This is a genomic window from Paenibacillus sp. sgz302164 (assembly GCF_056120505.1).
On the sequence record NZ_JBVYOL010000036.1, the window covers coordinates 12873 to 25606 of the forward strand.

17 protein-coding genes and 1 other annotated feature (1 of these 18 only partly in view) are annotated in these 12734 nt (G+C 51.5%); of the genes, 16 read left to right on the forward strand and 1 reads right to left on the reverse strand.

The genetic code is table 11. The features are described 5' to 3' along the window. The first annotated feature begins 1 nt into the window (after window position 1). Window positions 2-748 (forward strand): CDP-diacylglycerol--serine O-phosphatidyltransferase, encoded by a 747-nt coding sequence (gene pssA / locus AC0LWT_RS34815; protein ID WP_474686262.1) that lies wholly within the window; start codon window positions 2-4, stop codon window positions 746-748. A gap of 84 nt (window positions 749-832) precedes the next feature. Here the strand turns inward: pssA and AC0LWT_RS34820 are convergent, their stop codons facing one another. Beyond that, window positions 833-1228 (reverse strand): nucleoside triphosphate pyrophosphohydrolase family protein, encoded by a 396-nt coding sequence (locus AC0LWT_RS34820; RefSeq protein WP_474686264.1) that lies wholly within the window; start codon window positions 1226-1228, stop codon window positions 833-835. A gap of 142 nt (window positions 1229-1370) precedes the next feature. Here AC0LWT_RS34820 and AC0LWT_RS34825 point away from each other — a divergent pair, with 142 nt between their 5' ends. From AC0LWT_RS34825 to rplA, 15 genes are all read left to right on the forward strand, one after another. Then, entirely contained in the window at window positions 1371-2438 is a 1068-nt protein-coding gene (locus AC0LWT_RS34825) for a PIN/TRAM domain-containing protein (RefSeq protein ID WP_474686266.1), read from the forward strand. A gap of 51 nt (window positions 2439-2489) precedes the next feature. Next, complete coding sequence (ispD, locus tag AC0LWT_RS34830; RefSeq protein WP_474686268.1) at window positions 2490-3194, forward strand: 2-C-methyl-D-erythritol 4-phosphate cytidylyltransferase; 705 nt, start codon at window positions 2490-2492, stop codon at window positions 3192-3194. Beyond that, the gene (gene ispF, locus AC0LWT_RS34835; protein WP_474686270.1) at window positions 3191-3676 is read left to right on the forward strand and encodes a 2-C-methyl-D-erythritol 2,4-cyclodiphosphate synthase; all 486 of its coding nucleotides are present in this window, start codon (window positions 3191-3193) and stop codon (window positions 3674-3676) included. The genes ispD and ispF overlap by 4 nt, the downstream gene beginning before the upstream one ends. Before the next feature lie 31 nt (window positions 3677-3707). Beyond that, a complete protein-coding gene (gene gltX / locus AC0LWT_RS34840) occupies window positions 3708-5156 on the forward strand; it encodes a glutamate--tRNA ligase (protein WP_474686272.1) in 1449 nt (482 codons plus the stop codon). A gap of 334 nt (window positions 5157-5490) precedes the next feature. Beyond that, a complete protein-coding gene (gene cysE / locus AC0LWT_RS34845) occupies window positions 5491-6162 on the forward strand; it encodes a serine O-acetyltransferase (RefSeq protein WP_474686274.1) in 672 nt (223 codons plus the stop codon). Next, window positions 6143-7543 carry a cysteine--tRNA ligase gene (gene cysS, locus AC0LWT_RS34850; RefSeq protein ID WP_474686276.1) on the forward strand — a complete coding sequence of 467 codons (1401 nt, stop codon included), beginning with the start codon at window positions 6143-6145 and terminating at the stop codon, window positions 7541-7543. The genes cysE and cysS overlap by 20 nt, the downstream gene beginning before the upstream one ends. After that, entirely contained in the window at window positions 7540-7971 is a 432-nt protein-coding gene (locus AC0LWT_RS34855) for a Mini-ribonuclease 3 (RefSeq protein WP_474686278.1), read from the forward strand. Before cysS ends, AC0LWT_RS34855 begins: the two co-directional genes overlap by 4 nt. Window positions 7972-8037: 66 nt before the next feature. After that, window positions 8038-8775: a 23S rRNA (guanosine(2251)-2'-O)-methyltransferase RlmB gene (rlmB, locus tag AC0LWT_RS34860; protein ID WP_474686279.1), complete on the forward strand. Its 738-nt coding sequence runs from the start codon at window positions 8038-8040 to the stop codon at window positions 8773-8775. Window positions 8776-8779: 4 nt separating this feature from the next. Beyond that, a complete protein-coding gene (locus AC0LWT_RS34865) occupies window positions 8780-9292 on the forward strand; it encodes an NYN domain-containing protein (RefSeq protein WP_474686281.1) in 513 nt (170 codons plus the stop codon). A gap of 116 nt (window positions 9293-9408) precedes the next feature. Beyond that, a complete protein-coding gene (gene sigH / locus AC0LWT_RS34870; RefSeq protein WP_028557511.1) occupies window positions 9409-10053 on the forward strand; it encodes an RNA polymerase sporulation sigma factor SigH in 645 nt (214 codons plus the stop codon). 254 nt (window positions 10054-10307) lie between these two features. After that, a complete protein-coding gene (rpmG, locus tag AC0LWT_RS34875; protein ID WP_134756045.1) occupies window positions 10308-10457 on the forward strand; it encodes a 50S ribosomal protein L33 in 150 nt (49 codons plus the stop codon). Between the two features lie 19 nt (window positions 10458-10476). Then, window positions 10477-10689, forward strand: a complete 213-nt coding sequence (gene secE / locus AC0LWT_RS34880; RefSeq protein ID WP_474686284.1) for a preprotein translocase subunit SecE — start codon at window positions 10477-10479, stop codon at window positions 10687-10689. Between the two features lie 24 nt (window positions 10690-10713). Then, a complete protein-coding gene (gene nusG, locus AC0LWT_RS34885; protein WP_235120070.1) occupies window positions 10714-11247 on the forward strand; it encodes a transcription termination/antitermination protein NusG in 534 nt (177 codons plus the stop codon). Between the two features lie 156 nt (window positions 11248-11403). Continuing rightward, window positions 11404-11829 carry a 50S ribosomal protein L11 gene (gene rplK / locus AC0LWT_RS34890; protein ID WP_474686286.1) on the forward strand — a complete coding sequence of 142 codons (426 nt, stop codon included), beginning with the start codon at window positions 11404-11406 and terminating at the stop codon, window positions 11827-11829. Window positions 11830-11920: 91 nt separating this feature from the next. After that, the gene (rplA, locus tag AC0LWT_RS34895; protein WP_474686288.1) at window positions 11921-12613 is read left to right on the forward strand and encodes a 50S ribosomal protein L1; all 693 of its coding nucleotides are present in this window, start codon (window positions 11921-11923) and stop codon (window positions 12611-12613) included. A 55-nt stretch (window positions 12614-12668) separates the two neighbouring features. Beyond that, window positions 12669-12734: a sequence feature (ribosomal protein L10 leader region), on the forward strand (it continues 88 nt past the right edge of the window).

A 12734-nucleotide genomic window follows, 5' to 3' on the forward strand; every position in this document is an offset into this window, starting at 1 on the left:
TATGTTAACAAAATCGATTCCCAGCCTTTTTACCGTAGGGAACTTATTCCTTGGCGTTCTCTCGATCATCCTGGTGTTCAACGGAGAACCGGGACGCGCCGCAGTTCTTGTAATCGTAGCCATGTTGCTGGATGGGCTGGATGGAAGAGTGGCACGGGCGCTGAATGCGCAAAGTGAATTTGGCAAAGAGTTGGATTCGCTGTCCGACGTTATTTCGTTCGGTGTTGCTCCCGCATTTATTATGTATGTCGTTGCGTTTAACAATCCGGCCGTAATCAGTCCGGCTTTTGCCTGGATCGTAACGGCGATATTCCCGATTTGCGGCGCTCTGCGTCTGGCCCGCTTTAATGTCGTGGCCGGAACTCCCGGATATTTCATCGGGCTGCCGATACCGGCTGCGGGCGGCGTGCTCTGTACGCTTGCTTTGTTCAATAACGAAATTAACGTGTACGTCCTGTTGGTCAGCACTGTTCTTCTGTCTTATTTGATGGTCAGCACGGTAAAATACCCGAACTTCAAGAAAGCCGGCATTCCGAAGGCCGCCATATGGGTGACGCCGCTTATCGTAGCGGTTGCGGTCTTAATAGCGGTGAAATGGCCGGAGTCGATTTCCAAAATGATTTTCGTACCTTTGCTGCTCTACGCATTGTACGGCTTAAAAAAAAACGTTGATGGCATCTTCATCCGATTGCGCAGACGCAACAAAAGACGCGCAATGGATGACAACTCCGTCAAATCCGACGTATAAGACCGGCATTCCGAAAATAAAAAGCATTTATTTTCTCTGAAGCGCTTCAGAAAAAATAAATGCTTTTTTGTTTTGTCATCGTCATCAAGACATGTTGAAAAGTCCGAGTGTCGAGCATTTTTTGGATTCATTCTCCAAAACTTGCTCCAAATCTACCTGAAGAATGTTGCCAAGAGCCGCCATATAGAACAAGTTCCGCCCGAGTTCGGCGCTCAGAACTTCGCTGCATTGCTCGCACAACTGTCCGTTCACATGAGTCTCCAGTACTTCCTTGGCCTCGTCCAACGTCATATCGGAATGATACTGCTGTTTGGCGGCATGAATCCCGATACATCCGCATTCCGTAATGGATTTAATGACCGAGCGGTTCGTTGCTGCATTCGTTTGTTGAAATTTGGATAGGACGTCAAGCAAGCTGCGGTGACGGAGCAACAACTCGGATACTTGATCCTGGAACTGCTTTAAGGTCAGGGTGCTCATTTATCCACCTCGGTGTGTTTGTAACTTCCAACTTCATTATAATGGAAGCCCCCTAATATTTCAATTTGAATGATTAACGTTGGATAAATTGGAACATAATTGTAAAAGGGACTTAAACATAGTTTGACGTGGAGGTGAATCTATGATGAAGAAATGGATACAAATCATTTTTGCAATCATGGGGGGAAGTTTGGGCTATCAATGGAGTGATTCGATACTTCGTATGACGGGTTTTGCCGACGGAAAAGGACAAGCTTTCTGGCTGGCCGGCTTGTGTGCCGCCGCTATGTTCGTGTTGTCGGCCTGGGTGGCCGATTATGGCATGAAGCTGCTGATCCGGGGAGAAAGGAACGTCGAAAGCATTCCCGCAGCCGACCTGCTCTCGGGAACTGTCGGACTTGTCATCGGCCTGCTGATCTCGGCGCTCGCTTTTCCCGTGCTTGCGCAAGCTACTTGGGCCGGGCCTTTCGTACCGGTCGTTGCCGCTGCCGTGCTCGCCGTTATGGGATTCCGCATCGGTTATAACAAGCGGGACGAGCTGATGCAAATTTGGGCCAAAAGCCGGTCCCAAGGCTCCGATAAGCAGACGCATCGACCGTATGAGGAGCATAAAATCTTGGACACGAGCGTGATTATCGACGGGCGCATCGCGGATATTTGCAAAACGGGCTTTATCGAAGGCACGCTGGTAATCCCGGAATTCGTGCTGGAAGAGCTGCAGCATATCGCGGATTCCTCGGATTTGCTCAAACGTAACCGCGGCCGGCGCGGTCTGGACATTTTAAACAAGATTCAGAAAGAGCTGGAAGTGAAGGTGCTGATCTACGAAGGGGATTTCGAGGAAATTTCCGAGGTAGACAGCAAGCTCGTCCGCTTGGCTAAAGTGCTGCAGGGCAAAGTGATTACGAATGATTTCAACCTGAATAAGGTGTGCGAGCTTCAAGGCGTCTCGGTTCTGAACATCAACGATCTGGCTAACGCCGTCAAACCGGTGGTGCTTCCCGGGGAAGAAATTATTGTGCAGGTCATCAAAGACGGCAAGGAGCACGGACAAGGCGTTGCCTATCTCGACGACGGCACGATGATCGTAGTGGAAGGCGGGCGCGAGTTTATCGGAACGACGCTGGAAGTGATGGTTACGAGCGTGCTGCAGACATCGGCGGGCCGGATGATTTTCGCAAAGCCGAAATTGTTGGAAAAAGCCCAGTAAAATTAGTATGATAGGGGGAGGCAAATCAGCAATTATCCAGGTGGGGAATTTATGGGGAAGCTAGGGGTTGTCATCGTGGCGGCGGGCAAAGGGTCCCGCATGCGGACGGTAGAGAGCAAACAATATTTGCAGATCGGCAAAAAACCGATTTTGGTACATACGTTGCAATTATTTCAAAACATACGTGAAGTGGACGAAATCATTTTGGTCGCTCCGGAGGCGGATGTTGTCCGCTGCCAGCAATTCGTGGCGGATAACGCGCTGACCAAAGTGACCCGCATTCAAGTCGGCGGCGCCGAGCGGCAGGATTCCGTAAGACTGGGCTTGGAAGCGCTGGGGCCGGACACGGAGTGGGTGCTTGTGCATGACGGCGTCAGGCCTTTCGTAGCCGTGGAGCACGTTCTCGATTGTCTGCAAAAGGCGAAGGAGGCGGGTGCCGCGGTGCTGGCCGTGCCTGTGAAGGATACGATCAAAATTGTCGATGAAGCGAAGCAAATTCAATCCACGCCGGACAGACGAAGCTTGTGGGCGATCCAAACGCCGCAGGCTTTTCAGCTTTCTCTTTTAAGAGAGGCGCATGAGCGAGCTGCCCGGGAAGGCTTTATCGGCACGGACGATGCAAGCCTGGTGGAGAGAATGGGAACAAAAGTTCTCGTTGTCGAAGGGGACTACTACAACATCAAAATTACGTCCCCCGAGGACTTGCCTTGGGCGGAATGGCTTCTAGAACATGCAAGGGGAGAGGGTAAGTCATGATTCGAGTTGGACAAGGTTTTGACGTGCATCAATTGGCGGAGGGCCGCAAATGCATTATCGGGGGCGTCACGATTCCTTATGAAAAGGGGCTGCTCGGCCATTCGGACGCCGACGTGCTGCTGCATGCGATCACTGACGCGATTTTGGGAGCGCTCGGTCTGGGGGATATCGGCAAGCATTTTCCCGACACGTCCGCCGAGTTCAAGGATGCCGACAGTCTGGTGCTGCTGAAACAGGTCTGGCAGCTGGCCAAAGACAAAGGCTACCGGCTCGGCAATTCCGATTCGACGATCATTGCGCAGAAGCCGCAAATGGCGCCCTATATTCCGCAAATGGCAGCGATTATCGCGGAGGCGCTGGAGGCGACGCCCGAGCAGGTGAACGTCAAGGCGACAACGACGGAACAGCTCGGATTCACCGGAAGAGGCGAAGGCATCGCCGCGCAATCGGTTGTTTGTTTAATTCGAGATGTGCTAGAATAGCAGATAATTATGGACAAAGAGGGGATTTATCATGAGTCATCCATTACGCGTGCGTTATGCGCCCAGTCCTACCGGGCATTTGCATATCGGCGGCGCCCGTACCGCGCTTTTTGACTATTTGCTGGCCCGCCGGCATAACGGGGCTTTCATCGTTCGTTTTGAAGATACGGATCAAACCCGCCACAAGGAGTCCGGCATCGCCGACCAGCTGAACGGTCTCAAATGGCTTGGTCTCGAGTGGGACGAAAGCGTGGATATCGGAGGCCCGTACGGTCCGTACCGCCAAATGGAGCGCCTGGACCTGTACCGGCCGTACGTCGAGCAATTGCTGAGTCAAGGCGACGCTTATCATTGCTACTGCTCGGAGGAAGAGCTTGAGCAGGAGCGCGCCGAGCAGGAAGCGAGCGGCGAAATGCCGCGGTACTCCGGCAAGTGCCGCAATCTGACGGCGGAGCAGGCCGAAGCTTATAAGGCTGCGGGCCGCAAGCCGTCCATTCGTTTTCGCGTGCCCGAAGACCGCGTGATCGCCTTCGAGGACAAAGTGCGCGAGCATGTCGAATTCGAGTCGAACGGCATCGGCGATTTTATCATTGTCCGCCCGGACGGCATACCTACTTATAATTTCGCCGTTATTCTCGACGACCACCTGATGCGGATCAATCTCGTCATCCGCGGCGAGGAGCATTTGTCCAATACGCCGAGACAGATTATGATGTATGAAGCTTTGGGGCTGCCGACTCCCGAATTCGCCCATTTGGCGCTGATTCTGAATCAGGACCGCAAAAAAATGAGCAAGCGGGACGAGTCCATTATCCAATTTATCGAGCAGTACAAGGAACTCGGTTATTTGCCTGAAGCGGTGCTGAACTTTATCGCGCTGCTCGGCTGGTCGCCGGGGGGAGAAGAAGAAATTTTCACCAAAGAAGAACTGATCGCCGGGTTCGACCTGAGCCGCGTATCCAAGAGCCCTGCCGTATTCGACATGGACAAGCTCAATTGGATGAACAACCATTATTTGAAAAAAGCTCCGCTGTCCCGCGTTGTCGAACTGTGCATTCCTCATCTGCAAAAAGCCGGGTTCATCCGGGAAGAGCTGGATGCGGCTGCGCAAGAGTGGGTAAGCGCTCTGGTAGGGCTTAACCAGGAAAGAATGCGCTACGCGGCGGAAATTGTCGATTTGTCGAGGCTGTTTTTCCAGGACGAGCTCCATATCGACGAAGAAGCGGCAGCGGTTCTGCAAGAAGAGCACGTTCCTGTCGTGCTGCAAAGCTTCCTGCAGCAGATCGAACAGGCAGCCGAGCTGACGGTCGATGAGATTCCGGCCCTGCTCAAGCAGGTGCAAAAGGATACCGGCTATAAAGGCAAGCAGCTGTTCATGTCCATTCGCGCGGCCTTGACCGGACAAGTGCACGGACCGGATTTGAATATGTCGATTTATTTGCTCGGCAAACAAAAAGTTGTGTCAAGGCTGCGGAAGTGATTGTAAAGCCGCTATCTTTTCGCTATACTTAGTTCATTATGATAAGCGACGATCAGGAGAGTACGATTGTCAAGGAATTCCCAGAGAGGATAATCGAAGCGTCAGGCTTCGGGCTGTGAATTATCCAATTCCTGCAACCGGAAATGCACCTGTGAGCTGCCGCGCCGAATTCTCGCACGAGAACCGTAGGCGCAGCCGGATGCCCACGTTAAGGGAAGCTAGAGTTGGGAGACTTCCGAGTCACCAAGCAGAGTGGAACCGCGGTAGAACGCCTCTGCAGCCTTATGGCTGCGGGGGCTTTTTGATTTTACTCCCGTTTAAGAAGGTGAAGAGCATGTGGAAAACGATCAAATCCGATATTTCCGCCGTATTCGATAACGACCCGGCTGCACGAAGCTGGTTTGAAGTCGTGTTTACGTATTCGGGGCTTCATGCCATTTGGTGGCATCGGATCGGTCATTGGTTTTATAAACGCGGCATTTTCACAGTGGCCCGCATCGTCTCGCAATTCAGCCGGTTTATGACGGGAATCGAAATTCATCCCGGCGCAGTAATCGGAGACCGGCTGTTCATCGATCATGGCATGGGGGTCGTTATCGGGGAAACGTGCGTCATCGGTGACGATGTAACTTTGTACCAGGGCGTCACGCTGGGGGGAACAGGCAAGGAAAAGGGAAAAAGGCACCCAACGATCGGGAATAATGTTATTATAGGATCGGGAGCCAAAATCATCGGATCGTTTACCGTAGGGGAAAATTCCCGAATCGGCCCGAATACCGTAGTCATTAAAGAAGTGCCTCCCAACAGCACCGTTGTTTGTATTCCGGGTAAAATCGTAAAGCGGGACGGTGTGCGCGTGAACCGATTGGATCATACGAGCTTGCCGGACCCAGTCATCGATATATTTGAGGGGCTGCAGAAGCAGATCAACGACCTGAAGTCGCAGCTTGAACAAGAAAGGCACAAGAATGGAGGAGCCAGAGAGCATGACGCTCAAAGTGTATAACACGCTATCCCGTAAAAAAGAAGAGTTCGTTCCGATCGAGCCGAACAAGGTCAAAATGTATGTTTGCGGCCCAACCGTATATAACTATATTCATATCGGCAACGGCAGACCGGTTATTTTCTTCGATGTTGTCCGGAGATTTCTGGAATCTCAAGGGTATGCCGTGACTTACGTGACCAACTTTACCGATGTGGACGATAAAATGATCCGCAAGGCCGAAGAGGTCGGCCAGACGGTGCCTCAGCTCGCGGAGACGTACATCCGGGCGTTTCTGGAAGATATCCGGGCGCTCGGCGTGCGCGAGGCCAGCCTGAATCCCCGGGTTACGGAAAATATTCAGGAAATTATCGATTTCATCGCTGCGCTCGAAGCGCAAGGCTACGCCTATGAAAGCCGAGGGGACGTATACTACAGAACGACGAAATTCGCCGAGTACGGAAAGCTGTCCCATCAAAATTTGGAGGAGCTTCAGTACGGCATCCGCATCGAAGTCGACGACCGCAAGGAGAATCCGCAGGATTTCGTCCTGTGGAAGGCGGCCAAGCCGGGCGAGATTTACTGGGACAGCCCGTGGGGACAAGGCCGCCCCGGCTGGCATATCGAATGCTCCGCCATGGTACGCAAATATTTGGGCGAAACGATCGACATTCACGGAGGCGGACAGGACTTGGCGTTCCCGCATCATGAGTGCGAAATCGCCCAGACCGAAGCGGTTACGGGACACCCGATGGCCAACTACTGGCTGCACAACGCATTCCTGAACATCGATAACGAAAAAATGTCCAAATCGCTCGGCAACGGCATCCTGATCCGCGATTTGATCAAGAAGATCAAGCCGGAAGTGTTCCGCTTCTTCATGCTTTCCGCGCATTACCGCAACCCGCTGAATTTCAGCGACGAAAGCTTGAAGCAGGCCGCCAACGCGCTCGAACGGATTCAAAATGCTTACGACAATTTGAAGCATCGCCTTGCCACCGCATCTATCGATGACGCGGTGGAAGCTGCCCTGAGCGAGCGGATTGCTGCCATTGCGCGTCAATTTGATGATAAGATGAACGACGATTTCAATACGCCGGACGCGATTACCGCTGTATTCGATTTGGTCGCGGAAGCGAATTTGTATTTGCAGCAGGAGCGGGTGAACGCCGCCGCCGTGCAGTTGTTCCTTGATCAACTTCAGGCTTTCGATCGGGTTATCGGCATATTAAGCCAGGGGGCCGACGAATTGCTGGATGAAGAAATCGAACGGCTGATCGTGGAGCGGACGGAAGCCCGCAAGTCTAAAAACTGGGCGAGAGCCGATGAAATCCGCGACCTGCTGACGGAGAAAGGGATATTCCTTGAGGATACGCCGCAAGGAATACGCTGGCGCCGCAAATGAGCGAGCTCTTTTCGGACGCCCCTCAGCTGTTCCATTTTCCGCCGGCCAAAAGTCCGCAGCTGATGAGTCCGCTGGTGCTTGCCTATATCGGGGACGCCGTGTACGAGGTGTACATCAGGCAGTATGTAATTTCTCTGCCGAATCACCGGCCGAATCATTTGCACAAGGAGGCGACCCGGTTCGTCTCGGCCAAAGCGCAGGCCAAGCTGCTGGAAGCTTTGCTGCCCCGGCTGACGGACGAGGAGCGGGACGTGGTCAAGCGGGGGCGCAACGCCAAGTCGGGAACGACGGCCAAAAACGCGAACGTGCTGGAATACCGCCACAGCACTGCGTTTGAGTGCCTGATCGGATATTTGTACTATACAAAATCTTACGAACGCTTGCGGGAACTGCTGGATTTTGCGGTTGCCTCCAAACAAAACGGTTAACCGCGCCCGCGTAAATGCATCGCGCGGCAGATGTTTGCGAACAAAGCTCTTGGGAGGATACACCTGATGGAAGAATATATCGGCGGAAAGCATTCCGTTCTGGAGGCGCTTCGCTCAGGCCGGACGATCAACAAAATCTGGGTTGCGGACAACGCGCAAAAACAGTTTGCCGGACCCATCGTCGCGGAAGCGAAAAACCACGGCATCGTCGTTCAGTTCACGGATAAGCGGAAGCTGGACCAAATGGCCGAGGGGCTGCAGCACCAAGGCGTTGTAGCTCAGGTGGCCGCTTACGAGTATGTGGAGGTCGAAGACATATTGGCCAAAGCGAGGGAGCGGGGCGAGGAGCCGTTCGTTCTGATTTTGGACGAAATCGAGGACCCGCACAATTTGGGCTCGATTCTAAGGACGGCGGATTGCACGGGCGTCCACGGGGTCATCATCCCCAAACGCCGGTCGGTCGGCTTGACGGCGACGGTTTCCAAAACTTCCGCCGGCGCTGTGGAATACGTCCCGGTAGCCCGTGTGACGAATATCGCGCAAACCATCGAACAGTTGAAAGAAGAAGGCGTATGGGTAGCGGGCACGGACGTATCCGCAGCCCAGGACGTGTATAAAGCCAACTTCAAAATGGCTATCGCGCTGGTCATCGGCAACGAAGGCAAGGGAGTCGGCAGGCTGATCAAGGAAAAGTGCGACTTTCTGGTCAAGCTTCCGATGACCGGGCATATCAATTCCCTGAACGCTTCGGTAGCGGCCGGAGTGCTGATGTATGAAGTGGTCAGACAGCGCAGCATGAGCTGACGCCATGGAAGAGTTCTTGATCGTTGACGGCTATAATGTCATCGGAGCCTGGCCCGAGCTCAGCAAGCTGAAGGATACGGATCTTGAAGGAGCACGGGACAAACTTATTCATACGCTGGCGGAGTATCAATCCTTCTCGGGAATGAAGGTATATCTGGTGTTCGACGCCTACATGGTGCCCGGACTGGGCAAGAAATATTTGCAAAGCAAGCTGGATGTGCTTTATACCAAAGAGAAGGAGACCGCCGACGAACTGATTGAGCGCTTGGTTACCGAGCTTATGGGGCGCCGCAAGCAAATCTATGTGGCGACTTCGGATATGATCGAGCAGCACGTTATTTTCGGCAAAGGGGCGCTGCGCCTGCCTGCAAGCGAACTGCTGGTCAAAATCAATCAAAACCGGAGAGAGGTCCGCGAGCGGATTCGTCCTGAAACGTCTTCGAAGCGAAACCCTTTTGACGAGAAAATAAAAGGCGACCTCAAAGACATTTTCGAACGGTGGCGAAGGGGGGAATAAACCTCCAAATGCTAGAAATGACGCGGTTCCCCGTTGACGATGTGAGATTTCTTCATGTATACTTAACCTAACCTTGAAGTGAATCTGGGTAGTCTTGCAGGCCGGAGGGATTGTTGGTGAGCGTCGACCTCAAAGAACTGAGAATGTATGATTATGACCTCAAGCCGGATGAAGACATAGTCGAGGCAGTCCGTGAAGGCAGTAGCGAAGCATTGGAATACCTGATCAATAAATATAAGAATTTCGTTCGTGCCAAGGCGCGATCCTATTTTTTGATAGGTGCTGATCGCGAAGATATCGTGCAGGAAGGCATGATAGGTTTATATAAATCTATCCGTGACTTTCGCGGCGACAAGCTGGCTTCTTTTAAAGCCTTTGCCGAACTTTGCATCACGAGACAGATCATTACGGCGATCAAGACCGCGACCCGCCAGAAACACATTCCTCTGAATTCCTACGTTTCATTGGACAAGCCCATCTATGATGAAGATTCCGATCGCACTCTGCTTGACGTCATAAGCGGTTCCCGGGTCACCGATCCGGAAGAACTGGTGATTAATCAGGAAGAATTTACAGGTCTCGAAGATAAGATGGGAGAAATTTTGAGCGACCTGGAGCGCAGAGTGCTTATGCTCTACCTCGACGGCCGGTCTTATCAGGAGATTGCAGTTGATCTTGATCGACATGTCAAGTCTATCGACAATGCCCTCCAACGTGTGAAACGCAAGCTCGAAAGATACTTGGAAGTTCGGGATCTATAAGAACGCCTTGCTGCAATTGCGGCGGGTGTTTTTCTTTTGTGCCGAATCAGGTTTAATATCCGCGCTCGCGGTCGATAATGATGATACTTCCAGCCTGCGGCATTCAGGCAAAAATAGCGGTGCTAAGAGAGTTTCTTCCTTGACACCCTATTACGGGTTGTGATAAAGTAGTTCAGGTAGCCCTAAAATGTCGCTTTCTTTCTGATGCGCAAAAAGGGCTGTACTCAGAAAAGCGTCTGTAGGAGGTGTACATCATGCGGGTTATCATCACATTAGCGTGCACAAATTGCAAACAAAGAAACTATGCATCCACTAAAAATAAGCGCAACAATCCCGACCGTATTGAGTTGAAGAAATATTGCAGATTTTGCAATGAACATACTGCTCATCGCGAGACCAGGTAGTTCTTTGGAGGTGTAGTTTGTGGCGTTCTTGGCTAGAATGAAACAAAGCTTCGGATCCACCTTTTCCTTCTTCACCGACAGTTGGTCAGAACTCAAAAAAGTCAAGTGGCCAAGCCGCAAAGAAATGATCACCTATACGCTCGTCGTTATCGGTACGGTAGCATTCGTTGCCATTTATTTTTTTGTGCTTGATCTTGGAATCACTGAGCTGCTGCGCCTTGTTTTTAAATAAACAGGACTATAGGTGAATTCGAACATGGAAAAAAGATGGTACGTCGTACATACCTATTCAGGGTATGAGAACAAAGTGAAAGCCAATTTAGAGAAGCGCGTTGAATCGATGGAAATGCAGGACAAGATCTTTCGGGTGCTTGTGCCGATGGAAGAGGAACTGGTAAACAAAGACGGGAAGAAGAAAACCGTCATGCGTAAAGTTTATCCGGGCTATGTCCTCGTGGAAATGATTCAAACTGACGATTCCTGGTACGTTGTCCGCAACACCCCGGGAGTTACAGGATTCGTGGGCTCTACTGGATCTGGCTCAAAACCGACTGCACTGCTTCCCGAAGAAGTGGAAGCCATCCTGAAGCATATGGGAATGGAAGAGCCGAAGCCGAAGATCGACTTCGAACTCAAGGAAACCGTACGCGTCAAGGTGGGACCTTTTGCAAACTTCGTCGGCTCGGTTGAAGAAATCGTGGCTGATAAAGGCAAGCTCAAGGTTCACGTCAACATGTTTGGTAGAGAAACCCCGCTTGAGTTGGATTTCAACCAGGTGGAAAAGCTATAATACGAGACAACCTAGGGTTTCTGCCAGGTCTATTCCTTGGGATAGACCTTCGTTAGTGGGAGGGCCGGTCGTTGACTGCGTCAGTTGTCAACTGCTCGCTATGCGCTCAAGGTCACCTGCCCGTCTAACCACACTAAGTGCAAGGAGGTGTCAAACATGGCAAAAAAGGTTATTAAAATCGTGAAGCTTCAAGTTCCTGCTGCGAAAGCAAATCCAGCGCCACCTATCGGTCCGGCTTTGGGTCAAGCAGGTGTGAACATCATGGCTTTCTGTAAAGAGTTTAACGCTCGTACTGCCGATCAAGCGGGTCTTATCATTCCGGTTGAAATCACAGTATTCGAAGACCGTTCCTTTACATTTATCACCAAAACGCCTCCGGCTGCAGTTCTTCTTCGCGTAGTTGCTGGTATCGAAAAAGGATCCGGCGAACCTAACAAAAAGAAAGTTGCAACTGTGAAGCGTGCGAAAGTTCGCGAAATCGCCGAGCAAAAAATGCCTGACCTGAACGCTGCGTCCGTAGAGGCTGCAATGCGCATGGTGGAAGGTACTGCTCGCAGCATGGGTATCATCATCGAAGATTAATTCCTTTTCGGGAATATGCGGCCTACATGAAAGTTTTTAGGGCGCTCGGTGGGAGGATTATCCGCTAATACCACTAAGGAGGACTCAATCAATGCCTAAACACGGTAAAAAATACCGCGAGGTTGCTCAGCTTGTCAACGCTGAAACCTTGTACGATCCGTCAGAAGCAATCGAGCTTGTTAAAAAAACGGCTCCTGCTAAATTTGACGAAACTGTCGATGTTGCAGTTCGTCTGGGCGTAGACCCAAGAAAACAAGACCAGGCTGTCCGCGGCGTCGTTGTACTTCCGCACGGAACTGGTAAAACAAAACGCGTACTCGTATTTGCCAAAGGCGAAAAAGTGAAAGAAGCGGAAGCGGCCGGCGCTGATTTTGTTGGCGATCAAGACATGATCAACAAAATTCAACAAGGCTGGTTCGAATTCGACGTTTGCGTAGCTACTCCGGATATGATGAGCGAAGTCGGTAAACTGGGCCGTATTCTCGGGGGTAAAGGTTTGATGCCGAACCCTAAAGCAGGTACAGTTACATTCGACGTAGCGAAAGCCGTTCAGGAGATCAAAGCCGGTAAAATCGAATACCGTCTCGACAAAGCGGGACAAATCCATGCTCCACTTGGTAAAGTATCGTTCGATGCCGACAAATTGAATGAAAACTTCAAAGCGTTGGTTGATGCACTTCTCAGAGCGAAGCCTGCAGCTGCTAAAGGGGTATACCTGAAAAGCATCGCAGTTTCATCGACTATGGGACCAAGCGTGCGCGTGAACCTGCAATCCTTCAGATAAGAATAAGCAATCCGGTTGACTTCTTGCGCCGGTCGTGCTAATCTATCTAAGGTCTTAAAAGTGAATATGCAAACCGTAGACAGTAGGTGCCTTCGGGCTTAATTTCCTACCGAGGTGTTAT